Annotated in this window: 23 protein-coding genes; 15 read left to right on the plus strand and 8 right to left on the minus strand. The window is 42.0% G+C overall.

Going from position 1 to position 22874, the window contains the following annotated elements; translation table 11 throughout:
• The first annotated feature begins 59 nt into the window (after positions 1-59).
• The 4 genes from D890_RS0100690 to D890_RS0100705 all read left to right on the plus strand — a co-directional run bounded on the left by D890_RS0100690 (position 60) and on the right by D890_RS0100705 (position 4361).
• Entirely contained in the window at positions 60-824 is a 765-nt protein-coding gene (locus tag D890_RS0100690; RefSeq protein ID WP_018962607.1) for a HesA/MoeB/ThiF family protein, read from the plus strand.
• A gap of 16 nt (positions 825-840) precedes the next feature.
• Complete coding sequence (locus D890_RS0100695; RefSeq protein WP_018962608.1) at positions 841-2097, plus strand: MFS transporter; 1257 nt, start codon at positions 841-843, stop codon at positions 2095-2097.
• A 118-nt stretch (positions 2098-2215) separates the two neighbouring features.
• Positions 2216-3403 carry an MFS transporter gene (locus D890_RS0100700; protein WP_018962609.1) on the plus strand — a complete coding sequence of 396 codons (1188 nt, stop codon included), beginning with the start codon at positions 2216-2218 and terminating at the stop codon, positions 3401-3403.
• Entirely contained in the window at positions 3396-4361 is a 966-nt protein-coding gene (locus D890_RS0100705) for a glycerophosphodiester phosphodiesterase (RefSeq protein WP_018962610.1), read from the plus strand. Before D890_RS0100700 ends, D890_RS0100705 begins: the two co-directional genes overlap by 8 nt.
• On the opposite strand, the gene D890_RS0100710 is transcribed toward D890_RS0100705, so the two are convergent.
• Positions 4344-5015 (minus strand): alpha/beta hydrolase, encoded by a 672-nt coding sequence (locus D890_RS0100710; RefSeq protein ID WP_018962611.1) that lies wholly within the window; start codon positions 5013-5015, stop codon positions 4344-4346. The genes D890_RS0100705 and D890_RS0100710 overlap by 18 nt on opposite strands.
• Positions 5012-5734 (minus strand): alpha/beta hydrolase, encoded by a 723-nt coding sequence (locus D890_RS0100715; RefSeq protein ID WP_018962612.1) that lies wholly within the window; start codon positions 5732-5734, stop codon positions 5012-5014. The genes D890_RS0100710 and D890_RS0100715 overlap by 4 nt, the downstream gene beginning before the upstream one ends.
• A 142-nt stretch (positions 5735-5876) precedes the next feature.
• Between D890_RS0100715 and glpK the strand changes: the two genes are divergently transcribed.
• Genes glpK through D890_RS0100735 form a run of 4 tightly spaced genes read left to right on the plus strand, consistent with a single transcriptional unit; the run spans position 5877 to position 10445 of the window.
• Positions 5877-7379: a glycerol kinase GlpK gene (gene glpK, locus D890_RS0100720; protein WP_018962613.1), complete on the plus strand. Its 1503-nt coding sequence runs from the start codon at positions 5877-5879 to the stop codon at positions 7377-7379.
• Entirely contained in the window at positions 7337-8830 is a 1494-nt protein-coding gene (locus D890_RS0100725) for an NAD(P)/FAD-dependent oxidoreductase (protein ID WP_018962614.1), read from the plus strand. Before glpK ends, D890_RS0100725 begins: the two co-directional genes overlap by 43 nt.
• A complete protein-coding gene (locus tag D890_RS0100730; RefSeq protein ID WP_018962615.1) occupies positions 8830-10062 on the plus strand; it encodes an NAD(P)/FAD-dependent oxidoreductase in 1233 nt (410 codons plus the stop codon). Before D890_RS0100725 ends, D890_RS0100730 begins: the two co-directional genes overlap by 1 nt.
• A complete protein-coding gene (locus tag D890_RS0100735; RefSeq protein WP_018962616.1) occupies positions 10059-10445 on the plus strand; it encodes a DUF1667 domain-containing protein in 387 nt (128 codons plus the stop codon). The genes D890_RS0100730 and D890_RS0100735 overlap by 4 nt, the downstream gene beginning before the upstream one ends.
• A 108-nt stretch (positions 10446-10553) precedes the next feature.
• Here the strand turns inward: D890_RS0100735 and rpmB are convergent, their stop codons facing one another.
• Positions 10554-10745, minus strand: coding sequence for a 50S ribosomal protein L28 (gene rpmB, locus D890_RS0100740; RefSeq protein ID WP_018962617.1), 192 nt, complete (start codon positions 10743-10745; stop codon positions 10554-10556).
• A gap of 161 nt (positions 10746-10906) precedes the next feature.
• Here rpmB and D890_RS0100745 point away from each other — a divergent pair, with 161 nt between their 5' ends.
• The 6 genes from D890_RS0100745 to D890_RS0100770 are packed head-to-tail and all read left to right on the plus strand — an operon-like array spanning position 10907 to position 17014.
• The gene (locus tag D890_RS0100745) at positions 10907-11233 is read left to right on the plus strand and encodes an Asp23/Gls24 family envelope stress response protein (protein WP_018962618.1); all 327 of its coding nucleotides are present in this window, start codon (positions 10907-10909) and stop codon (positions 11231-11233) included.
• A 2-nt stretch (positions 11234-11235) separates the two neighbouring features.
• The gene (locus D890_RS0100750) at positions 11236-12813 is read left to right on the plus strand and encodes a DAK2 domain-containing protein (protein ID WP_018962619.1); all 1578 of its coding nucleotides are present in this window, start codon (positions 11236-11238) and stop codon (positions 12811-12813) included.
• Entirely contained in the window at positions 12810-15200 is a 2391-nt protein-coding gene (gene recG / locus D890_RS0100755) for an ATP-dependent DNA helicase RecG (RefSeq protein WP_156802630.1), read from the plus strand. The genes D890_RS0100750 and recG overlap by 4 nt, the downstream gene beginning before the upstream one ends.
• Positions 15197-16138 (plus strand): aminotransferase class I/II-fold pyridoxal phosphate-dependent enzyme, encoded by a 942-nt coding sequence (locus D890_RS0100760; RefSeq protein WP_018962621.1) that lies wholly within the window; start codon positions 15197-15199, stop codon positions 16136-16138. The genes recG and D890_RS0100760 overlap by 4 nt, the downstream gene beginning before the upstream one ends.
• A gap of 16 nt (positions 16139-16154) precedes the next feature.
• Positions 16155-16637, plus strand: coding sequence for an RsmD family RNA methyltransferase (locus D890_RS0100765; protein ID WP_245533113.1), 483 nt, complete (start codon positions 16155-16157; stop codon positions 16635-16637).
• Between the two features lie 35 nt (positions 16638-16672).
• Positions 16673-17014 (plus strand): Mth938-like domain-containing protein, encoded by a 342-nt coding sequence (locus tag D890_RS0100770; protein WP_018962623.1) that lies wholly within the window; start codon positions 16673-16675, stop codon positions 17012-17014.
• Between the two features lie 5 nt (positions 17015-17019).
• Here D890_RS0100770 and D890_RS0100775 read toward each other — a convergent pair whose 3' ends face one another.
• Genes D890_RS0100775 through D890_RS0100785 form a run of 3 tightly spaced genes read right to left on the minus strand, consistent with a single transcriptional unit; the run spans position 17020 to position 20124 of the window.
• Positions 17020-18492, minus strand: a complete 1473-nt coding sequence (locus D890_RS0100775; RefSeq protein ID WP_018962624.1) for a phosphoenolpyruvate carboxykinase (ATP) — start codon at positions 18490-18492, stop codon at positions 17020-17022.
• A gap of 50 nt (positions 18493-18542) precedes the next feature.
• Positions 18543-19658, minus strand: coding sequence for a hypothetical protein (locus D890_RS0100780; protein ID WP_018962625.1), 1116 nt, complete (start codon positions 19656-19658; stop codon positions 18543-18545).
• A gap of 7 nt (positions 19659-19665) precedes the next feature.
• Positions 19666-20124 (minus strand): COG2426 family protein, encoded by a 459-nt coding sequence (locus D890_RS0100785; RefSeq protein ID WP_026291268.1) that lies wholly within the window; start codon positions 20122-20124, stop codon positions 19666-19668.
• A gap of 23 nt (positions 20125-20147) precedes the next feature.
• Between D890_RS0100785 and D890_RS0100790 the strand changes: the two genes are divergently transcribed.
• Complete coding sequence (locus D890_RS0100790; protein ID WP_156802631.1) at positions 20148-20615, plus strand: hypothetical protein; 468 nt, start codon at positions 20148-20150, stop codon at positions 20613-20615.
• Here the strand turns inward: D890_RS0100790 and D890_RS0100795 are convergent.
• Entirely contained in the window at positions 20583-21359 is a 777-nt protein-coding gene (locus tag D890_RS0100795) for an ABC transporter ATP-binding protein (RefSeq protein ID WP_018962628.1), read from the minus strand. The genes D890_RS0100790 and D890_RS0100795 overlap by 33 nt on opposite strands.
• Positions 21359-22858 (minus strand): ABC transporter permease subunit, encoded by a 1500-nt coding sequence (locus tag D890_RS0100800; protein WP_018962629.1) that lies wholly within the window; start codon positions 22856-22858, stop codon positions 21359-21361. Before D890_RS0100800 ends, D890_RS0100795 begins: the two co-directional genes overlap by 1 nt.
• Between the last annotated feature and the right edge of the window lie 16 nt (positions 22859-22874).

Below are 22874 nucleotides of genomic sequence, written 5' to 3' on the forward strand. Positions count from 1 at the left end.
TTAATTATTGATAAGTATAGAATTTTATATTCACAAAGATGTTGAAAGGGGGTATTGATATGCCTGGGAGGTACGACGTTCAGTCAAAATTCCCTCCCATCGGTGAGGAAGGGCAAGAAAAGATGGCCCATGCACGAGTTGTTGTAGTTGGGGTTGGAGGACTGGGTAGTTTTTTGCTTCAGCATCTCGTTAGATCCGGTGTGGGGCTGTTACGCTTTGTCGATTTTGATAAAGTTGACTTGTCGAACTTACAGCGTCAAATACTTTACGATGAAGGGGATGTAGGCAAAGCAAAGGTTGAAAGCGCTTACACCCATTTGAAAGCAATAAACAGCACTGTGGAATTAGACCCACTACAGGATAAACTTACGGGCCAGAATGCAGAAGATGTTCTGAGCGGTTTTGATGTAATTGTTGATGGAAGTGACAACTACGAAGTGCGTTTTGTGATGAACGATTTTGCAAAAAAACACGGTATTCCTTTCGTTTTTGGGAGTGTAGCTGGCGCTTATGGTATGGCTAAAGTATTCCTTCCAGAGGAGCCTTTGTGCCTTCGTGATGTAGTGGGGAACATAGATTTAGCAGAAGCACCCACGGCTACTTCAGGCGGTCTAATAAGTCCAATTTTAGGTGTCGTAACAGGATTCATGGCAGCAGAGACTATAAAGTTGCTTGTGGGAGCCGTGGATAACGTTGAAAAAAAACTTTTCGTTGCCGATCTTTGGCAAAATCAATGGGCCAAGATTAATGTTGTGTCAGACCCGGGCTGTGTAGTCTGCCAAGGTAAGTATTATCCTGCTTTAGAAGATTTTAACCACCCATAAGGAGGTTAATTGTAGGATGAAGATTAATTACAGAAAGTTATTCTTGCTTGGTTTTGGTTTCATGGGCATCTCCGTAGTGTGGGCACTCTATAATGCAGACGTTCCTGTGATTCTACAAGGTCAGTTCAAAATGAGCAATTTTACTACCGGTTGGATCATGAACATTGACAACATACTTGCTGTTACGTTGATTCCTATCATTGCTGCTTATTCAGACAAAGTGAACACAAGGATAGGCAGGCGTATGCCTTTTATCATAACGGGCTTACCGTTGATGGCTGTGTTTTTTGCTCTTATTCCTTGGATACCAGCCTTTTTTGGAACATCTGCCAGTGGTCTTGCTATCTTTATGGTAACAGTCATACTAATGAATATCTCGGCAGCTATAAGCAGGGGGCCTGTTATAGCGCTCATGCCAGATATTGTTCCGCCGGAGCAACGTTCTCCCGGAAACGGTGTGATTAATTTCATGGGCGGGCTTGGCTCTTTACTTGTCTATTTTGGTATAGGCCGTATTAGTAGCGAAAACAGACCGTTGGGATTTGCTATCGCATCTGCCATTACCATAATTGCTGCGCTGATAGTTTTTAAATCGATCAACGAACCAAAGGATGCCATATATTACCAACCTGAAGCTGACAAAACTCCCTGGTGGAGAAATGTGCATGCTTTAATGAACCGATCTTATAAGGACCTATGGTCTATGCTGTTGGCTATTTTTCTGTGGTTTATCGCTTACAATGCAATCGAAACATTTTATGTCGTTTATATGACATTGGAATCTGGTTTGAACCCCATTGTTGCTGAAAACATGGCAAAGCTCAATTTGGGTGTTATGTCGTTGGTTTTTATGGTTTTCGCCTTGCCTTCCGGTTGGTTGGCTAATCGCTTTGGTAGAAAGAGAACGATGAGTGTTGGGTTAGGATTCATGATTATTGCTGTGGCAGGAATCATGTTTACTGTTGATGCACTTTGGCTTAATATCTTGTTCGCTTTAGCGGGCATAGGTTGGGCGTTAATCAACATAAATTCTTTGCCTACGGTTGTGGATATGGGATCTTTATCTGAAGTAGGTGTCTTCACGGGTCTATATTATTTTGCTTCACAGGCTGCATCCATTGTTTCGCCGCCTTTGATTGGCTTCATATCGGATATGGCTAAGACAAAGTATGTAATGTTCCCTTACGCCATTATATTTTTCTTGCTTTCCTTCATATGCCTCATGAACGTAAGAAAAGGGGATGTCACTAAGAAGGAACCAATTAGCCAATAACATGGTTTTGCAAGTTCCCACAAAACTGCCTTATATGGGCAAAATTCTACCATTTATGCTGGAAAGGTATTATACTTCTATGATGTAACGACGGTAACATAATTAAGGAGGTGAGAATGTGGAAAATGACAAAAACATTTTAAAAAGAAGAGCGTTCTACTTTATTATTTTGCTTGGTTTTGTGAGCCTTTTAGGTGACGTTACCTATGAAGGGGCACGAAGTGTAACGGGTCCTTACTTGGATTTACTGGGCGCGAGTAGTGCTGTTGTGGGTTTTGCAGTTGGTTTTGGGGAAATGCTTGGTTATGCCTTTAGGCTCGTTTCCGGTTATTGGGCCGACCGAACGCATCGTTATTGGCTTTTAACCATTGTAGGTTTTGCACTTAATCTATTGGTCATTCCACTGCTCGCATTTGCTGGCACTTGGCAAGTAGCTGTGCTTCTATTGATTTTAGAACGATTGGGTAAGGGTCTTAGAACCCCTTCACGTGACGTTATGCTATCTCAAGCGACAAAACAAGTAGGGAGAGGTTTCGGATTTGGTCTTCATGAAGCCATGGATCAAATTGGTGCTGTACTTGGGCCGGTATTCGTGAGTATCATACTTGCTCGCAATTTGGGCTATAATGAAGCATTCTTATTCTTGGGCATACCGGCAGTTTTAGCAGTAATACTCATAATAACAGGAAGATTCCTTTACCCGAGACCGCAGGAATTTGAGCCCGCTTATAAAGGTATCGCTACCAGCGGTTACACAAAATCATTTTGGATTTATCTTGTTGCAGTTGCTCTAATAGGTGCCGGTTATATCGATTATCCGCTTATCGGTTTCCACTTAGAGCAAGATGGCATACTTCAACCGCAGTTCATCGCGTTGTTGTATTCATTGGCTATGGGAGTAGACGCCATAGCAGCGCTAGTGTTTGGCGCGTGGTTCGACAGAGCTGGAGTTTCCATAGTAGGTGTATCTGCCCTCATCGCTGCGTTTTTTGCTCCTCTTACCTTCCTTATTAATAGTTGGTGGGGGCCTGCCCTGGGGATGACTCTTTGGGGTATCGGCATGGGAGGCCAAGAATCTGTTATGAGAGCCGCTTTAGCTGAAATGATTCCCACGGAGCGACGGGGCATGGCATATGGTTTTTTCAATACGGTTTACGGTGTTTCTTGGTTCTTAGGTAGCTTCGTCATGGGCATCATTTATGGTCATTCTGTGCCTCTCATGGTTGGAGTATCGGTAACTTTGGAATTGATTGCCGCCATACTCATTTTCATAAACAGGCGCGATCTTGGGGTGAAAAATGTTTAAGAAAGCTGAACCATTCATTGTTTTGGGTCACAGAGGTTCTTCGTTGCTTTGGCCGGAAAATACATTAGATGCTTTCCAGAAAGCTTTGGATGCTGGCGCTAATGGTTTCGAACTGGATGTTATGGTAACGAAAGATAATGTGGCCGTCTTATTTCATGACCCGAATTTGAAACGTCTGCACGGAATGGATGTTTGGGTGGAAGATTGCACTTATGAAGAACTAAGAAACATGTTAAAAGGTAAGCAGCAGGTATGCACGTTGCAGGAAGCACTGGCTTTGGCAGATGAAAAGCGAGTATGGGTAGATATCGAAATAAAGACTACAAAATGGCTTACTGCTAAACGTGTTGTAGCACAGTTTACCCCTGACAGAAAGATAATTTCATCCTTTAGGCATGACATAATAAGCGAATGGCGTCAGTTGGATAAAGGCAAGTATTTGTTCGCATATATTTATCAGCATTACCCACGGGATATATCCAACTATTTGGAAGATGTGGAGGTGCTAAAACCGGAGCAAAGTTTTGTCGACGAACGCTATCTTCCTGTGGCAGAAAGAGTTTTACCTTGGGCTGTTAATGACAAGAGCGCAGCGATGAATCTTCGGGAGTCTGGTTTTATGGGTGTCATCAGCGATTTTCCTGGACTACTTGAAGATGAAACGCAGATAGGTCAATACTTAGGTTATGTGCTATCAGCGGTGAAGAACATACAAAAAACTGATAATGGCGTTCTTATGGAACTAATGAATACACTGGCGCCTGTTCAAATCAACAGTATTAAGGCTGACGTAAACGTAGAAACTACACCTTCGCTTCCTGTTTTTTGGAACGTGGGAGAAAAGCTGTCTATTTTGATAAAAGGTAATCCGACGTACTTAGACATCAACACAAGCTATACGGGCCTCATACATGTGCCATTTTCTGAGCTTAGTGAGTGGCTACAGAACAACATTTGATAACTCAAGAAAGCTGTTTATTATGAATGCTGCCGCTTTGGAGGAGGGTGAGTGCCCCTCCTCTGGCAGCGTCACAAAGTACTTTGGCACATTGAGTTTATTGAACAACCATTGCTGATAAGCAAATGGTATTAGTTCATCTTTATTGGATATGAACATGAACACGGGAACAGTTATTCTATTCAAGCGTGAGCGTACGTCGTCTATGGTATTCTTCAGCACTTGAAAGGGTTTCACAGAAACACCAAGGCGTTTTTGATAGAATCTCCCGAATCTTATTGCTCTACGTTCTTCAACTGTGAGCTTAATAGCCGGGTTTATCAGGCATAAAGCGATAAGCCCATCATTGAGGCTATGACGCTCAGCAAGGTATAAAGATAGCGTGCCTCCTAAAGAATGCCCAGCCACGATAACATTTTTCGTCTTTGAGCGTAGCTGTTCAAAAGCACGTTCTGCATCATTAAACCAATCGCCATTCTTCACGTTAGTCAAGCTATCAGGAATTTTCTCATGTCCAGTGAGCATGGGAATAAAGCATGTAATACCATGCTTGGTCAATTCTTCGCCAAACGGTTTCATCTGGTCAGGAGAAGAAGTAAAGCCATGTATCAAAAGTACACCCAAATTACGTGATTCAAGGAGAATATCATTCATGTCAAACGTTTTATAAAATCAAGGCTCTTCTGTTCTATAAGTTCAAGATCATAGTCCATGGTCGCTACATGGTAACTGTTTTCCAATATGACTAATTCTTTTATTTGCGATCTCACATTTTGGTAAATCCATGTTTGGTTGTCGGGAGGTACCACATGGTCTTCTTTCGAGGAAAAAATTAGAATGGGCTGCTCTATTTTATCTATGGCGTTTCTTACACGTTGCATAAGTAGGGCTAACTGTTTAGAAGCTCTTACCGGTGTCAAATCGTAGGCAGGTTCTTTAATACCTTTCTTTATGTCACTGCCAATACCTTTTATAAACCGTGGTAAGCCAATTGTTCCAAAGATCATCATAGATGATTCGTTTTTCATTCTTACTGCTGCATTAATAGTAATTAATCCGGCAATATCTTTATGCTGTTGCCCCATATAAAGGGTAAGCGTTCCTCCCATAGATAAACCTGTAACAAAAATGGTACTTGTCCTTTGCACTAACCATTGATATGCCTGCTCTACATCGTTTATCCATTCCTGATATTTTCGGTGCTCCAAGTCTTGAGGTGTAGTTCCATGCCCGGATAAACGCGGTAATGCAACAGAAAACCCTTGGTCAACGTAGAAATTAGCTAACTCGCGCATACTCCCAGGAGAACCAGTAAATCCGTGAATCACTAAAACGCCGATATCGTTTCCTTGTTTCATGAAACCCTCTTCCACCCTGTTCACCTCCCTTATCAATCATAAATTATATGCTTATTTGCTTTATCCATCAGATTTTATGTACCGTGGAGCAAACGACTTATAATAGGCTTATATAGCTTGGCAAAAACGGAACATTTTAAGAATGGAGAGGACTGGAATGGTTTCCGAGCATGAAAAGTATGTGCTTTCCTTTGACCAAGGAACTACTAGCAGCAGGTCCATTGTGTTTAATAGTAAAGGTCATATAGTAAGCATTGCTCAAAAAGAATTTAGACAAATATTCCCACAGCCAGGATGGGTAGAACATGACCCTGAAGACATTTGGAATAGCCAAATGGAGGTTGCCAAGGAGGCACTTAGAAAAGCCCATTTGCAGGCGAAAGACATCTCGGCACTGGGAATTGCTAACCAAAGGGAAACGACCATTTTATGGGATAAGAATAGCGGTAAGCCTGTTTACAATGCCATTGTTTGGCAATGCAGGAGAACTGCGCAGTTTTGCGATCGACTCAAAGAAAAAGGTTGGGAGAAGCCAATTAGAGATAAGACGGGATTGGTCATAGACGCTTATTTTAGTGGGACAAAAATAAAGTGGATATTGGATAACATCCCGGGTGTAAGGGAAAAGGCGCAAAAAGGTGAAGTTCTGTTTGGAAACGTGGACACATTTCTCATATGGCGTCTAACTAAGGGAAAGGTACATGTTACCGATTACACCAACGCTTCTCGAACGATGATTTTTAATATACATACATTAGATTGGGACGATGAGATTCTTCAGGAACTTGGCATACCGAGAATCATGCTGCCTGAAGTGAAACCATCCTCTTGCATATATGGATATGTAGATCCATCATTTTTAGGCGAAGCTATTCCCATTGCAGGTGATGCTGGCGATCAACAAGCAGCATTATTCGGTCAAGCGTGCTTTGAACCTGGATCTGCTAAGAATACATATGGCACAGGATCTTTCTTGCTGGTAAACACAGGTGATAAAATCCCGGAAAGTGAGCATGGCTTGATAACGACAATAGCTTACGGGGTTGAAGATAAAGTTAGCTATGCTTTGGAAGGTTCTGTTTTTGTTACAGGTGCCGCTGTGCAATGGCTCAGAGATGGATTGAAGATTATTAGAACCGCCGATGAAGTAGAAACGTTGGCTTCTCAAGTTGAGGACAGCGGAGGCGTTTATTTTGTCCCAGCGTTCGTAGGCTTAGGTGCTCCATATTGGGACATGTATGCTCGTGGAACTATGGTGGGCATAACCAGGGGTAGTAACGCATGCCACATTGCCAGGGCAACGTTGGAATCCATTGCATTCCAAACAAGAGATGTGCTGGAGGCAATGAAGAGCGATTGCGGTTTCGACTTAAATGTCTTGAAAGCTGATGGTGGCGCTTCTGTGGATAATTTACTTCTTCAGATTCAATCAGACATCCTTGGTTTGCCTGTACAGAGACCTGTGGTACGTGAAACCACAGCTTTAGGTGCCGCCTATCTGGCAGGTTTAGCGACAGGTGTCTGGCATAATCTACGGGAGATACAGAGTAGTTGGCAATTAGATAGAACATTTGTACCGAAGATAACGGCATTAAAGAGAGAGGAGATGTACGCTGGATGGCAGCGAGCGGTGGAACGCGCTCGGAACTGGATCAGATAGCAAAGAACGATAATCCCATAAACTGTGATGTGCTTATAATAGGGGCAGGTATTGTTGGCGCTGCTGCTTTTCGTGAGCTTTGCAGATACAAATTAAATGTTTTGCTTGTGGATGCAAATCATGATGTAGGGGGAGATGCAAGTAAAGCTAATTCTGCCATACTCCATGGCGGGTTTGATCCAAATCCTGGAACATTAATGAGTAAGCTGAACCATGATGGCCTTGCTTTGTGGTTTGCATGGTCTCAAGAGCTGTCTGTAGACGTGGAATGGACAGGTTCTTTGGTACTGGCTTTTAACGAGTCTGAGATTAATGAGATTACCAGGCTTTATGAAAATGGTAAATCGGTAAAAATACCTGTCAAATTCCTGGGTCGAGATGAAACACTGAAGAGAGAACCCGTGGTTAATCCGGAAGTAAAGGCTTCTTTGTATGCACCAGTTTCTGGCATAATTGACCCATTTCAGGCAGTGGTCGCTTTAGTGGGAAATGGCCTCAAGAACGGTGGGCGAATACGATTAGATACACGCGTCGAAGAGATAAGTAAGAGGTCAGACGGTATATATGTAAGGACCAGTAGCGGTCTGATAAGAACAAAAGTTGTCATAAATGCGGCTGGCTTGTATGCTGATCAAATCATGCGCATGGCTGGTGAAAATTGGTTTTCGATACACCCTCGCCGTGGTCAGTACATGATTTTGGATAAGAACGTGGGTAACTTAGTAAGACATGTTATTTTCCGCGCACCTACCAGTATTGGCAAAGGCATATTGGTGAGCAGGACTACGCACGGGAATTTACTCATTGGTCCTACTGCTGAGGACCTGGACAAGCCAGACAAGCGAACCACTGCAGAAGGATTAGCTACAGTCCTTGAAAGTGCTAAAGCGTTAGTGCCTTTTCCTTATGAGCGATTTACTATAGCGCAATACGCCGGCTTAAGAGCTATAGGTTCCATAGATGATTTTGTGGTAGCTCATTCCCGGACTATGGAAGGCCTCATCAATGCTGCTGGTATAAAATCACCTGGCTTGACTGCTGCTCCAGGAATAGCTAAAGAGCTTTGCAATCTGGTTTCTGCGTTAGTGCCTTTGGAAGAGAAAGCGAATTTTGATCCTTACTTTGAGTTACCGCCGATTTTGCGCGAACTTCCATATAAGTATCGCGAGGAACTTATAAAAGGCAATGCTGCATTTGGGCACATGGTTTGTCGTTGCGAATTGGTTAGTGAAGGGGAAATTGAAAACGCTCTAAAAATGGAACCTCCTGCGAGAGATTTAGACGGTATAAAGAGACGTGTAAGGGCAACTGCGGGCCGGTGTCAAGGCGGGTTTTGCATGCCACGCATTATCGATATAATGAGGAAAGAACTTAACCTTCCCTATGAAAATATAACGAAATTTGGTAATAAATCCAATGTTATTTATGGCGATAACAGGGGGAATGAGTGATGTTGGTTGCCGTGGTAGGTGGCGGACCTGCAGGCATGGCTGCAGCAGTAGCTGCAAAGAACGCTGGTGCAGATAATGTTTTACTCATAGAAAGGGCTGAACGATTAGGTGGTGTCCTTCCACAATGCATCCATTCTGGTTTTGGTCTGAACTACTATGGGAGAGATTTAACGGGCCCTGAGTTTGCAGAGTATCTGCGCCAGGATGTAATGCAATCAGGCATAGAAGTATGGCTCAATGCCATGGTTATTGAGGCACATCATGACAAAACACTTGTGGTTTCTAAGCCAGACGGCATATCGTTTGTAAGAGCGGATGTAATCATTTTTGCCGTGGGAGCAAGAGAGCGTCCACGCGGAGCCATCGCCATACCCGGTACACGTCCTGCGGGTATTTTCACAGCGGGTACTGCGCAATACATGATTAATGTGCAAGGATTAAACATCGGTAATGATGTATTCATGCTTGGTTCTGGCGATATTGGTCTTATAACGGCTCGCAGGCTCACACTTGAAGGGGCTCATGTCCATGGTGTAGCAGAGCTAATGCCATTTCCAGGCGGTTTAGCACGAAACATACAGCAATGTTTAAAAGATTATGATATTCCGCTCTTTTTATCGCACACAGTAACGGAAGTCCTTGGAAAAGATCGTGTAGAGGCGGTAAAAGTAGCTCAGATGGAAAATGGTTATGTAGTACCAGGCACTGAAAAGCTGTTTCCTGTGGACACACTCATACTTTCTGTGGGTCTATTACCTGAAGCAGAACTTATCAAGCAGTTGGGATTGACCATTCTTCCATATACAGGCAGTGCAGCAGTGGATCAGTACTTTCAAACGGAGTTACCAGGTGTGTTTGTTGTGGGTAATGGAGCAGGGATATGGGATTTAGTAGACAATGTGGCTACCTCAGCTTCTGTGGCAGGAGAAGCGTCGGTAAAGCAGTTTTATGAACCTTCTCAAGAAGCAACTTTGGAACCATGTGGAGACATCAGAGTCGTTTTGCCTCAGCGTATCGCAATCGGTGTGAACAATCCTCCCCGTATATGGTTCAGGGTAAAACGTCCTTTAGGTGTGTGCTCGGTGGCGCTTACGTGCGATGGAAAAACGATAGCAAGGAAGGGTTATGCATCACTGAGACCTGCGGAGATGGCTGAGATTTCTCTAAAGCTGGAACAATACAATGTCATAGAGCCGGGAGATAATTTACAGCTCACGGTTACACCATTATGAAAGACGACAGACTACCGCGTGGTAAGACTATTGATTTGACATGCATCATATGTCCTGTAGGATGTACCTTGCATGTCAGCAGTTCTCCAGCCGGAGTGTCCGTTTTAGGTAATCGCTGTTCGAAAGGGGCTGAATACGGTGCAAAGGAAATTACCCATCCTGAACGTTTTCTCCAAAGCACTGTATTGCTATTGGGCAGTGCAACGGAGAGACGTCTGCCTGTAAAAACCGATGGGCCTGTTCCTAAGGATAAACTTTTTGACGTTTTGAAAGAAATAAAGAAGGTCCATGTCCACGTGCCGGTAAATATGGGCGATGTCATAATAAAGAACGTGTTGGGTCTGGGTGTAAACGTTGTCGCTACAAGAACTATTGAAAACTAATGGATGACTTTTTGGCGTAATTTGTGCCTAACAAAAAAGCCGACAAGGACTAAGTATTACGAGCATCTTGCCGGCTTTATTTTTTGAAATACTTGAGCGTTGTATTTACTACAATACCTCTACTTTTCCTGCTTTTAAGCACTTTACACATACATAAGCTGTACGAACTTTTCCATCAGGAAAACGTCCATGCACGCGCTTTAAATTGGGTTCCCAACGGCGGTTGGTTCTTCTGTTAGAGTGGCTTACATTATGTCCAAATTGAGGACCTTTTCCGCAAACAGTGCAAACTTTTGCCATTATTTATCTCCTCCTATTTAATAGCTGTATTCTTCGCTGTACAAATTGGTATTATATCATGAGTAAAAAAACACGAGAACGTTAAAAACTATGTGGCTTTAGTTATAGAAAAAAGTAATCTTTTCGAACATGTTAAAATAACGTTTAGGTGGTGGTAAACATTGAAAATCAGAATAAAGGCGAAAGCTATTGCACAATATTTGTCCAACGTTATCAAAAGTTGTTACGGGATAACGTCGGTGCCAAAGTCCTCCATAATGGATTATGCTGGAGGTTTGGTGGGATTTTACGCGTTTGACGAGGGAGTAATTGTAAGGATAAAAGATAACAAGGTTTATGCGACCATACACGTAGTAGTAGACCCATTGAGTCCTGTGTCAATGATAATAAAGAATCTAAGAGAGTCGCTGGACTATGCTTTTAAAAAACTACTTATTAAAAATTACGAAGTAGAAGTAAAGGTCCACGTCTCACAAGAGAGGGCGTAGTAATGAAACAACAGCTAACTGTTAAGGAATTTATTTCCGCTTTTGATGGTGGCTACAGTCTCGTTAAAGAACTAAAAGAAGACATAAATGCGTTAAATGTTTATCCTGTACCTGACGGTGACACAGGGATAAACATGTCTCTTACCTTGGAAAGTGTCGTCAATGAATTAAAACGGCTCGATGATGCTGATTTTTCTGAAGTTGGGCATGCACTTATCAAGGCATCTCTATCTGGTGCTCGTGGTAATTCGGGTGTTATTCTTTCTCAGATTTTGAAGGGTTTTGGACGTGTCCTTCAAACAGCAGATGGGAAACGTTTGCAATTATCAGATTTTCTTACTGCTCTTGTAGAAGGTAAGAAAACGGCCTATCATGCGGTTATAAAACCAGTAGAAGGTACCATCCTTACTGTTATAAGAAGAATATCAGAACACGTGGAAAGGAAAACCTATCCATCTTTTGAAGAAGCACTAAAAGAAATTGTAGATGTGGGATGGCAGACTGTTTTACAAACGCCTGAAATGCTGGACGTGCTAAAAAAAGCTGACGTTATCGATGCTGGCGGCTATGGCCTTTATTTGTTTTTCGAAGGTTTTCGCGCCGTGGTCTCTGGTGAAACACCAAAACCGCATAGAATCACTCAACGTGTCTCGGAAACGTTTATCAGCGAAGCTGGCTACGGCCAGTTTAAGTTTTGTACTGAAGCTTATTTGAAATCAGAGGATTTAGATTTTGAGCAAGCTAAGGATTTTCTTTCAAAAGAAGGAGATTCCATTGTTTTAGGGCGTGAAGGTGGGCTTTGGCACTTTCACGTGCATACAAACGAACCCTTTGTCGTGCTTCAGGAAATGGGTAAATTTGGTGAACTTATTCAAGTAAAAATTGATAATATGGCTGCGCAGGTGGAAGAACATTTTCAAGTAGAAGAAAAACCATTCGCTGTTATTGCTGTGGCACCTTCACCAAAATGGGTTGAACTTTTTAGGTCCATGAAGGTGGATTTTGTTGTCTCAGGTGGGCAAACAATGAACCCTTCGGTGGGTCAGTTGCTCGATGGTGTTAAACACGTACACAGCAACAAAGTTTATATTTTGCCTAACAATCCAAACATTATCTTATCTGCCCAGCAGGTAAGCGAACTTACAGAGAAAAATATTGTAGTAATTCCAACGAAGAATCCCGTACAAGCGGCGGTAGGGTTATCTCTGTATTTCGGTGTGGAGAAGCCTTTAGACGCCTTTTTTGAAGACCTGCTAAAAGAAATGAGCTATTTTGAAGTGACTAAGGCGACGAAAGACTCTCATATAAACGGATGGGATGTAAAGTCTGGTGATTGGCTAGTTCTGAAGGATGACGAACTTAAAAAAGCTTGTACCGATTGGCAATGTGTAGTGGATTGCATAAGAGATCTTGTTAAAGATGATGGTTACTCTATTGCAAGTATTTTTAAAGGTGAAGATGCAAAAGAAGAAGAATCAAAAACTATGGCTGATATGTTTTCTGAATTAGGGTTAGAAGTAGAAGAATATGAAATGGATCAGCCATTTTATCCATATTGGGTGTTGGTAGAAAAAAGTTGAGCGTAACAGATCTTGCAAGTAAGCTTTCTTTAGCTTTAAAACGTGAGGTTGAGAACAAGTTTGATGCCACCCAGTTGGAGGATGGAGAATGGTTCCATTACATGGTGGTGGAATATCTTGGAGAAATAAGAAAGACAGTTAAAACACCTTTAGAATTGGTGCAAATTGATGAACTGGTAAATGACTTTAATCGTTATCCATTGCTGCCACTAGCTGACAGGAAAAAGCTTTGTCAGCAGCTTTTGAACCTGATGAAAAAGTATGCTCAAGTCACAAAAGAATTAGCGTCTGACGCTGAATCAGAAGCTGTTTACGACCCTAAAGAACTATGGGATGTTCCTGTTGCCAAAGTAAAAGGAGTAGGGAGCAAAATGCAGTCCTCTTTGGAAAAACTCGGGCTAAAGTCCGTTTGGGACCTATTGCATTATGTCCCCATGCGTTTTGTTGATAGAAGTAAGATTTTGAAGATTCGTCAACTCACTCCGGGTGTAGATGCTACTGTTATGGGAACTGTCTATGAAGTAAAACTGCAAAAGACTTTTAAAGGTTATAGATTGCTTACTGTGACATTGCAAGACGAAACAGGAAGGTTAGATTTAGTGTTCTTTAATCAAGAATTCTTAGCCAAGAAATTCCATAAAGGCCAACGTCTAATTGTTACAGGAAAAGTTGAATCAAATCATAACCGGTTACAGCTTTCAAATTTGAAATCAGATTCTTTCGAAATACTGGAAACGGGCAAGGATATACTTCCCATGGTTCCTGTTTATCGTGCTGGAAGCGGGACTACAGGTAACATGCTCAGAAAAGTCATTTTCAATGCAGTGGATGAGTATGTACGCAATGTGCCTGAGATCTATCCTTATGCTGAAAACAAGGGCTTTCGTCCCTATGGTAGCGCTATCCAAGGTCTTCATAGGCCGGAGAATCAAAGTCAATTTGAAGAATGCCGTAGGGAAATCGCTTACCGTGAGATTTTTGTTCTTCAGGTGCTGTTATCCCTAAGAAGAAAAGTTGCCACGCAATCACGGGGGTTTGCATTTCATGTGGAGCCTGATTGGATAGAGGAATTGCAAAAGAACCTTGCATTTCAACTAACAAACGCTCAGAGACGTGTTATTGCAGAAATACTTGCTGATATGCAGGGAGAAAAACCTATGAATAGGCTTCTACAAGGAGATGTGGGTTCTGGAAAAACAGTTGTCGCGATGTTCGCCATGTTCGTGGCAGCAAAAAACGGCAAGCAGTCTGCTGTAATGGTGCCTACAGAAGTCTTGGCTTTTCAGCATTACATGGTATTTTCTGAGTGGGCAGACCGTTTTGGTTTAAGGGTTGGACTTTTGGTTGGTTCCTTGCCTGCTTCTGAAAAAGAAAAAGTGAAACGTTACTTGCAATCTGGCCAGCTTGATATTGTCATCGGTACCCATGCACTCATACAAGAAGATACAGTCTTTAAAGATTTAGGTCTTGTTGTAATCGATGAGCAACATCGCTTTGGTGTTCAGCAGCGTGCTGCACTGATCAATATGGGTAAAGAAACGCAACCAGATGTCTTGGTTATGAGTGCTACACCTATACCAAGGACACTGGTGCTTACCTATTACGGCGATTTAGAAGTTTCCGTTATTGATGAACTGCCACCCAATAGAAAACCAGTAAAAACTTTTTGGGTTTCGGAGAAAAAAAGAAGCGCGGTGTATGAAGCTGTAATTAGAGAACTCAATGAAGGTCGGCAAGCCTATGTTGTAGCCCCACTTATAGAAGAATCAGAGAGTATAGAGGCGGCTGCGGCTACAAAGCTTTATGAAGAGTTGAGTAGCGGTTTTCTCAAAGATTATAAAGTTGGGCTTCTGCATGGACGTATGAACAAGGATGAAAAGAAGAATGTCATGGATGCCTTTAGAAAAGGTGACATACAGGTTTTGGTTTCCACAACGGTGATAGAAGTTGGCGTAGATGTACCTAATGCTACTGTGATGGTCATAGAAGGAGCAGATAGATTTGGGCTTTCTCAACTGCATCAACTTCGAGGAAGAGTTGTACGTAGTTCATTTCAACCGTATTGCTATCTTATTGCAGATGCGAAAACAGAAGATGGCGTGGAACGGCTTGAAGCCATGGTTAAGTACACAGATGGTTTCACCTTAGCCGAGAAAGACTTGCATTTAAGAGGGCCAGGAGAACTTCTTGGCGAACAGCAACATGGCTTTTTTGGAATGCGTGTCGCTAATCTGCTTAAGGACATGAAAATGTTAGAACCAGCAAGGGCTGACGCTAAGCGCTTAATAGCTGAAGATCCGAATCTTGAAGGTGCGCGTTGTAGTTTTCTCAAAAAGTATCTTAAAAAAGAATTCGAAGATGCTTCCCATTTATTGGATGTAGCATGAATAACAAAAGTAAACGTTTGCACCTCAATGAAATGCAAGTTCCCTTGCCTGATTATTTATTTGAAGGTATTGATTTTGACGCTATTCGATTTTATCCTTTGGAGTCATTGGAAGAAGAACTACGCAGGCTTATATCATCATATGTCGGTGTTACAGAAGATGAAGTTTTTATATATTCAGGTATTGATGGCCTCATAGAACTCATGTATAAAGCCCTTCATGATAGTGCTTTTGTTGTGCCTAAACCAAGTTATTACGTATATGAGCAAGAAGCATTACGACAAGGTGTTCATTTGAACACGATAGAACTTTCGCATGATTACAGACTAACAGAATCATTCTTCAAACAATCTGAGGGAGCCGTATGTGTGGTCGTCAATCCAAACAATCCTACGGGAAACATACTCCTACAACAGAACGAGGCTGAGAGGCTCCTTTTGAATGCTCAGTACTTGGTTGTAGATGAGGCTTACTATGAGTTTTCTCATGTAACAATGGTCCCTTTGGTAAAAGAATGGGACAACCTTATTGTTTTTAGAACATTCTCTAAAGCATTTGGTTTGGCTGGCGCAAGGATTTCTTATATGGTGTCAAACCAAAGAACGATTGAGCGTTTTTCACGGTACTGCGAAATTTACAGGGTACCAACGTTGTCTTTGATGTTGGCTAAGAATGCGTTGTTAAATCCTGAGTACATGTATAGCTATGTGGATATGGTAAAAACGGAGATGTCACACTTATTGGATGTACTCACTACTTTGGACATCCGTGCTCGTGGTTCCGATGGGAACTTTATTTTGGTGGATAGAGACTTTGGTGAATGTTTAGTGGCAAATGGTTTCAATGTTAGGCTTATGGAAAATGATGCACGTGTCACCGTTACCGCCCCCCCTGAAAGTGAGGAAATTATTAACATTGCTAAAAATTACAGGCGGTAGTCTCCAGAATCTTTCTATGAATCCTCCTGACTTGCCTTCACTTCGCCCGTTACCACAGCGTGAACGATTGGCTCTTTTTTCAATGCTCGGGGACGTAGAAGGAAGTTCTGTAATAGATTTATTTGCCGGTTCTGGCATTCTTGCTTTTGAGTTTCTATCCAGAGGTGCTTCCACAGCCACGGCAGTGGAGTTGGACCATCGGCTTTGCCGATTCATGAAAGAACAAGCAAAAAAATGGAACTTGCCTTTGCGTGTGGTGTGCCGGGATGTTTTTCAGTATTTAAAACAACCGGTGCAAGCAGATTATATTTTTGCAGGCCCTCCAAATAACAAAGGATTAGTTTCCAAGACAATAGACATGCTTTCAGTTCTGCATTATAATGGCATCGTTATTATCCAACATTCTGTAAGGGAACCATTGCCTTCCAATGTTGATGTCTTGCGTTCTACGGGTAAAGATGAGAGTATAGTAGATATAGTTAAATTAGTGCTACGTTAAGGTTATAATAACGTTATAAAGGGGGTGAAGTTCATATGATAGCTTATGATTTAGCATTTGGGGAATTACTCATTAATGGTAAGTCTTACCGCAATGATGTCATGCTCATAGGTGAAAATCCAAAAACGTGGATAAGGCCAGAAATCCATGAAGTGAATATTGAAGATGTAATCCATGCTATTCCTCCGGATGTGTCATATGTGGTTTTCGGCATAGGCTTTCATGGAAGAATGTTTGTATCTCCAGACATTGCTAACGTGCTCAGGAAACAGGGCATAGCTTGCATAGAACAAAAAACGCCACAAGCCCTCCAGACGTACGACAAACTTGTTAATGATGGGCAGAGAGCTGTGGCGTTTTTACATCTTGGCTGTTAATTTATTTAGATAGACTCTCTAATTTCTGGATATAGCTTATCGAATTTAGCTAAGTGTTTCCTTCTGTCTTCGCGAAGTTCTTCCATCATGTGATGAAATTTGTCTTTCCCATATATGGTATAAGGGTCAAATGGTGCAAGATCCAAATCTGGCATATCTGTAGGTATGTCGTAACCTAAATCGTCATTATACTGCCATTGGATGTTCCCTCTGGCGATGTTTTCAACGATTTTCAATGTTACCTCTGGTGTAATCTTTATCCCGTCTAATCCTCCTACTTTCCCAGTGTTGACAATATATACATCTATAGGATGATTCTTAAGGATTTCATAAAGACGATTACCACTTTTGGCAGGTTCGTTTATTATGAATGGGTCGAAGCCTACTACACGTGTTGTTTCTCCCACACGGTTGGGATCATCGGCACTGGTTATCGTACTTTCTCCCAGCATAAAGAATGCTGCCGCTTGAGCAGGGCTAGTTAAACGTCCCACAGGAGGTATATCGTACCGTCTGGTGTTGAAAAGGAAGAAATTAACCTGGGGCAGATCTATACGATCGCTTGTATTAGGAATGTGCTTTCTGTTTATGACAGCTCTTCCATTGGTACTTATGCTCATATTGTCGAAATCGATTTCGCCTTCCGGTGATACATATACGTTTTCTAGAATGGCATCAGATGAAAGACATGCTTCTTTAAGTTCTGGTGTAGAGTTAACGGAGTCGGTTTTTACGTAAAAGTTCTTTTCTGTACCAAAGGAATTACCACGCACGGTAAGCATGTTTATATCGTCTTGGAGGATTTCTACTCCTTCAGGTGGTTGAAGCTTGTGGCAGTTCACACATATGGTAGTCTTGCCTGTACCGGAAAGACCGAATACCAGTGTTCCCTTTTCCGTAAGCTCTCCATGGCTATCTTTAACATGGTAAATCTTGCTTCCTGCATGAAGGCCTATGCCTCCGCGTTCTTCACGCATGATATGCATGGCCATTCTTAGCCCAGCCATCTTCGATTCACCGTAGTAATCAGAACCCAATATCATCGTGAAATGGAGGTTCGGAAAAACAAGAATACGTCTCTGTGGCCAGTCTGGAAAGGCTGCAATAAAAATATCTGGTTCTTTGTTTCCTACGGGATCGAAATTATTGTGTGTCATCATAAAGGCTAAGCGCGCATATTCTACGGGAACGATATAAACCTGCCTAAAGAGGTTTTCAGAAGCTTGGCCAATGTTTCTTTCTACTTTTATCATCTGTCTTGAGCGGTAACTGTCTAAAACGTCTTGGAATAGTTTTTCCAAGTCTGGGGTTACCGTGTCATGATACTCGGTAAAAGGTGCACTGCGTGATTTAATCTTTGAATGATAAACGGGGATTCCATAGCGGTTCGGTACTTCATCTTTCTTTGCAAGCTCCCGGAGCTCGGGGAGCTCCGGGTTTTGTAAATAGGTTAAGTCGCTAAAAAACTCTTCCCACATGGCGCTGCCTCCTATTAAGTAAAGGTTAATTTATTAACCTTTACTTTACATTATAGCAGCTGCCAGCCAAACTCCTGTAAAACCTCCAGTTGCTTGCTCCAATCTCCTGGTACAAGCACTAAGTGATTGCCTATGCTCCTCCTGAATGGATTCTCTTTAAGTTTTAACGTTATCTGCGTACGGCACATATTTCCAACATGCGGTTTTTCCACTGTTTCTCCGACGAAGTACTTGTATTTTTTATCTTTACCCATGCGCAGAGCAGTGTAAAGGCCTTCTGGCATCTTTCCATTGATGCCTACGTTATAACCTGTTTCAAAATGTGTTGTCAGTGAATAGCTTTCGACTAAATCTAACGCTACTGTGCAATGAGCGAACGTGTATTCAGGGTGATTCTTTCTCGCCAAGTTTATCATGAATCCTGGTGTTCCCATGAGTTGATTGGCAACCATCATCGTTACCAAACTTTCTACATCGCCTTCGCAAGCTGCTGGTATTTTTTTCGTATTGAACGTGGACAATGACAAACATCCACTTATTTTAAGGTTTACAGCCATGTCAAAGCATCTTAAAGCAAAAGCTGTTAGTTTGTATTTATCAACGATTTTTTCCAATGCGGTATAAACTTTTGTTCCTTTGACAACTTCTTCTTTTTCTATGGTTGAACTGGTAGCATTTTCCCATACCTGATTTGCCAGAGCCTGATCTTCTTGCAATAGTGCATTGAGTTCTTCAAGAGGAATTTCCATGTATGGAATATTAAGTTGATTGAGAATGGTGTAGTCGCCACTCTTTATAAGCCATGAACTGGGTTTGCCGATTAGCCCTACATTTTGCTTCTTTAAGTTTTCCAAAATGCTGAGCCACTGTATGTAAGTATCAGAAAGTTCACTGATTAATGGAACATTCAAGTTATGTTCTAATGCATAACTTTGAATTTCCAAACTGGCGGCCAAGCCATTAGCGGTGCCAAATGGAATGAGCATTAAACCGTCTCTAAGATAGTCTTTTGCTATTTCTTCACTTCCACCGCTTAGAACAATCAATGCTTCCGGTTGTTCTGTTTCTTCTAAGGCTATTCCATGATCGTTGAAGAAATGGATAGCATCTTCCTTCATCTTGTTCATGGAAGCCATGATAGGGCTCGCAACGAATTTGACTTTCATAGGTTTCTCACCTCGCAATTTGCATAGCAGACCATGTGACGGCTGTAACGACAACGCATGCTATTAGTACGCCCGCAGCTATGGAAATCCAAGCTAACGGCCTTTTCACGTCCAATGCTTCGGCTATAACCCCACCGGTAAAAGCACCTGTTCCGGGCAGAGGAATACCGACAAACAACGCGAGCGATACAGCCAAACCGGTTTCATACTTTCTAAACCGTTTGAGAGCGCCATACAGGTATTTTTGATAGTAGCCGTTCAATTTTGGGTACTTTAACAACCATCGTTTTAGAAGCTTGACACATTCATAGACGATTATGCCCATTAGCGTGTTTGCCAAAAAGGCAACAGCGAAAACACCCGATACCGGCATGTGCTCAAGCAGACCGTATGGGATACTTCCTCTACATTCCACTACTGGGCTCATTGAAATTAGGGCAAGATATACCCATTTACTGACGCTCATCGATGCTATTATACAATAAAGATATGACAGCCAAGATTAAGGCTTTTATTGTGGCGGTGGTTTTTGGATTGGGTTCTCTTTTTGGATACTCAGCTATCGGACCATTTACTGCTTTAGAAAGGGCAAGAGCACTGGATTTATATGAACGGCATGTTCAAACAGCCGCACAAGAAAAACTCTCAGAGATTTCATCCTACACAAAAGAGCACACTGTAGGTTATGAGGATATTGCTTTTGAAAGTGTAAATTTTGCAGAGCAGGATTTCTTTCTTAAAAGCTATAACCTTGTTTTAGAAATTACCGGTACACCTGTGATGGAGTATGAAATTAAACTGAAGGATGGTACTCTTTCTTGCAAAACGCCTCTGAGTGCTTATGCAGTGTTTTCTAAAGATCATGGTTCCATAAAACTGTCCAGTTTTATTTTAAGGTCTAACCCGAAAAGCGAGTGTACATCATTACTTGCCCAGTCTACTGGACAAAATCATTGAATATACTTTATCAAGAATGTCCTCAAAGGCTTTATCACGTGAATCACGTGGCCGTGGTAAATCCACGCTTACCTCTCCCATAATGTGGGCAGGCCTTGCACTTAATACAATTATTCTGTCAGCCAAGAAAACAGCTTCTTCCATGTTATGTGTAACCATGAGGACCGACTTCAAAGGAAGCTTTTTCTCTTGCCATAAGTTAACTACCTGCTCTCTTAAGTCAGCTGCTGTGAGTACATCCAAGGCAGAGAATGGTTCATCCATAAGGAGTATCTCGGGTTCTACTGCGAGTGCTCTTGCTATGCCTACCCGTTGCTTCATGCCTCCAGATAGTTCTCTTGGGTAGGCATCTTCGAACGAATCTAAACCTACCATATCGATGTACTTCAAAGCTGTTCTCACACGCTGTCTGGGATTTATCCCTCTCGCTTCTAATACAAGCTCGATGTTTTCTTGTACTGTAAGCCAGGGAATGAGCGCGAAACTTTGAAATACCATACTTACATTTGGATTTGGTTGAGGGTTCGGCTGGTCTTTGTATAGAACCTCGCCTGTGTATTGGTTGAGTATGCCGCTCACTATACGTAAAATTGTTGATTTACCCGAACCTGAAGGGCCTACTAAGCACAAAAACTCCCCTTCGTTAAGGGAAAAATTTATATTTTCTAAGACAGTAAGTTCTTTACCGTTCTCTCTAAAAGTAAGATTTAAATTCTTAATATCCAGTAATGCCACAGCTCTCATCACTCCGTTATATTGTACTTTTCTGCAGATCTACTGTACCATGGACGCCAGAATAACATGTTTACCAACACAATGAGCACAGTCATACAAAGAACCGTGAGGACCAAAGCCTTTGTATTGGATGTAGCTTCTGTGAGTAATGAACCTATACCAGGTATGGAATATACCTGGTCACCAAATTGAACATGCTCTGCCACGATGGACGCGTTCCAAGCACCGCCCCAAGCAGTCAATGCGCCTGTGATGAGCGGAGGAAGTATGGCAGGTATGAGCACATTCTTGTAGTAAAGCCAACCTTTGATGTTAAAAACTTGAGACATTTCGGTGAGCACGCCTGGCAAGAGCATTGCTCCCTTACTCATATTGAAAAGGGCATACCAGAAGGAACCTGTTAAAAGAAGAAGTATGGATAAAAGTTCCATATAAGACCTACCGCCTAAAGCGACAATAGGTGGGTAAAAAATGACGGCAGGTATACTTCCTAAAATAGATGCTAAAGAATAAATGTTTTGAGCTGTTTGGACATTTCTCACACTTCTAATAACAAACGGTAGTGCCAGCAACACAGAAATTACAACTGCGGCTATAACTCTCATAGCGGTCACAGTAAGAGCTGTGGGTATCTGAACAAGAATATCCCACGGGTATGGCGGTGTAAAGAGCCAATATAAAAGATAACCAACAGCAGCTGCTACGATGGTACCTATGCCATATATCACATATTTTGCTACTTTGCCGTAGGCTCTATTGCCGAGACTGACCAAACTAACTAAAAATGTATCTATCCTTAATGCTCTTCCTAATCCCGATAGTACATCCACTACAGTTGGCCATTCAGGCGCACTACCAGTAGCGTTATATTGGAATAACTCAGACCAGCGTACCAATGGTCTAAAAATAAAGATTTGGAGCAGTGCATTTATGAGCACTATGGTCCCTATAGACGCTATTACTCCCCAAATGTTGCCTTGAGCCAAATAGGACATCATGGTTGAGCCTAATCCGGGCAGTTTAACTTGTTTATTTCCCAAAGAAATGATTTCGCTTGCCATTAAGAAATACCAACCGTTTGCCATACTTACACCGCTGTTGAATACGATCGTCGGTATCATTGCTGGCAAGTAAACTCTTCTTACTGTAAAATCAGGTCCGAAATTAAAAGCTTTGCTAACCTCGCCGAATTCACGAGGCAGTGTTTTTATCGTTTCATAAACGCCAAACGCTATGTTCCATGCCTGGGATGTAAAAATGAGAAAAATGGCTGCCAGTTCTAACCCGATGCGTTGCCCTTGAAATACGGCAGCAAAAAAGGCTATAGCTACAGGGAAGAATCCTAAAATTGGAACCGACTGTAATACATCAAGCAGTGCAATCATGAATTTTTCTCGTTTTGGGCTTACATTTGCTGACACACCATAGAAAATACCAAATGCCAGCGATAATATGTAAGCGACAAAGATGCGATATGTTGACCAACAGGCAGCCGATATTAGTTGCACACTTAATTGTTTCCTC

This window comes from Coprothermobacter platensis DSM 11748 (genome assembly GCF_000378005.1).
In the GTDB taxonomy this organism is placed as follows: Bacteria; Coprothermobacterota; Coprothermobacteria; order Coprothermobacterales; family Coprothermobacteraceae; genus Coprothermobacter; species Coprothermobacter platensis.

What these genes read in the sequence shown, in the direction of transcription:
- D890_RS0100690 (WP_018962607.1), top strand. Translation starts at nt 60, where the DNA reads ATGCCTGGGAGGTACGACGTTCAGTCAAAATTCCCTCCCATCGGTGAG.
- D890_RS0100695 (WP_018962608.1), top strand. Translation starts at nt 841, where the DNA reads ATGAAGATTAATTACAGAAAGTTATTCTTGCTTGGTTTTGGTTTCATG.
- D890_RS0100705 (WP_018962610.1), top strand. Translation starts at nt 3,396, where the DNA reads ATGTTTAAGAAAGCTGAACCATTCATTGTTTTGGGTCACAGAGGTTCT.
- D890_RS0100710 (WP_018962611.1), bottom strand. Translation starts at nt 5,015, where the DNA reads ATGAATGATATTCTCCTTGAATCACGTAATTTGGGTGTACTTTTGATA.
- glpK (WP_018962613.1), top strand. Translation starts at nt 5,877, where the DNA reads ATGGTTTCCGAGCATGAAAAGTATGTGCTTTCCTTTGACCAAGGAACT.
- D890_RS0100725 (WP_018962614.1), top strand. Translation starts at nt 7,337, where the DNA reads ATGGCAGCGAGCGGTGGAACGCGCTCGGAACTGGATCAGATAGCAAAG.
- D890_RS0100730 (WP_018962615.1), top strand. Translation starts at nt 8,830, where the DNA reads ATGTTGGTTGCCGTGGTAGGTGGCGGACCTGCAGGCATGGCTGCAGCA.
- D890_RS0100735 (WP_018962616.1), top strand. Translation starts at nt 10,059, where the DNA reads ATGAAAGACGACAGACTACCGCGTGGTAAGACTATTGATTTGACATGC.
- rpmB (WP_018962617.1), bottom strand. Translation starts at nt 10,745, where the DNA reads ATGGCAAAAGTTTGCACTGTTTGCGGAAAAGGTCCTCAATTTGGACAT.
- D890_RS0100750 (WP_018962619.1), top strand. Translation starts at nt 11,236, where the DNA reads ATGAAACAACAGCTAACTGTTAAGGAATTTATTTCCGCTTTTGATGGT.
- D890_RS0100760 (WP_018962621.1), top strand. Translation starts at nt 15,197, where the DNA reads ATGAATAACAAAAGTAAACGTTTGCACCTCAATGAAATGCAAGTTCCC.
- D890_RS0100765 (WP_245533113.1), top strand. Translation starts at nt 16,155, where the DNA reads ATGAATCCTCCTGACTTGCCTTCACTTCGCCCGTTACCACAGCGTGAA.
- D890_RS0100770 (WP_018962623.1), top strand. Translation starts at nt 16,673, where the DNA reads ATGATAGCTTATGATTTAGCATTTGGGGAATTACTCATTAATGGTAAG.
- D890_RS0100775 (WP_018962624.1), bottom strand. Translation starts at nt 18,492, where the DNA reads ATGTGGGAAGAGTTTTTTAGCGACTTAACCTATTTACAAAACCCGGAG.
- D890_RS0100780 (WP_018962625.1), bottom strand. Translation starts at nt 19,658, where the DNA reads ATGAAAGTCAAATTCGTTGCGAGCCCTATCATGGCTTCCATGAACAAG.
- D890_RS0100785 (WP_026291268.1), bottom strand. Translation starts at nt 20,124, where the DNA reads ATGAGCGTCAGTAAATGGGTATATCTTGCCCTAATTTCAATGAGCCCA.
- D890_RS0100790 (WP_156802631.1), top strand. Translation starts at nt 20,148, where the DNA reads ATGACAGCCAAGATTAAGGCTTTTATTGTGGCGGTGGTTTTTGGATTG.
- D890_RS0100795 (WP_018962628.1), bottom strand. Translation starts at nt 21,359, where the DNA reads ATGAGAGCTGTGGCATTACTGGATATTAAGAATTTAAATCTTACTTTT.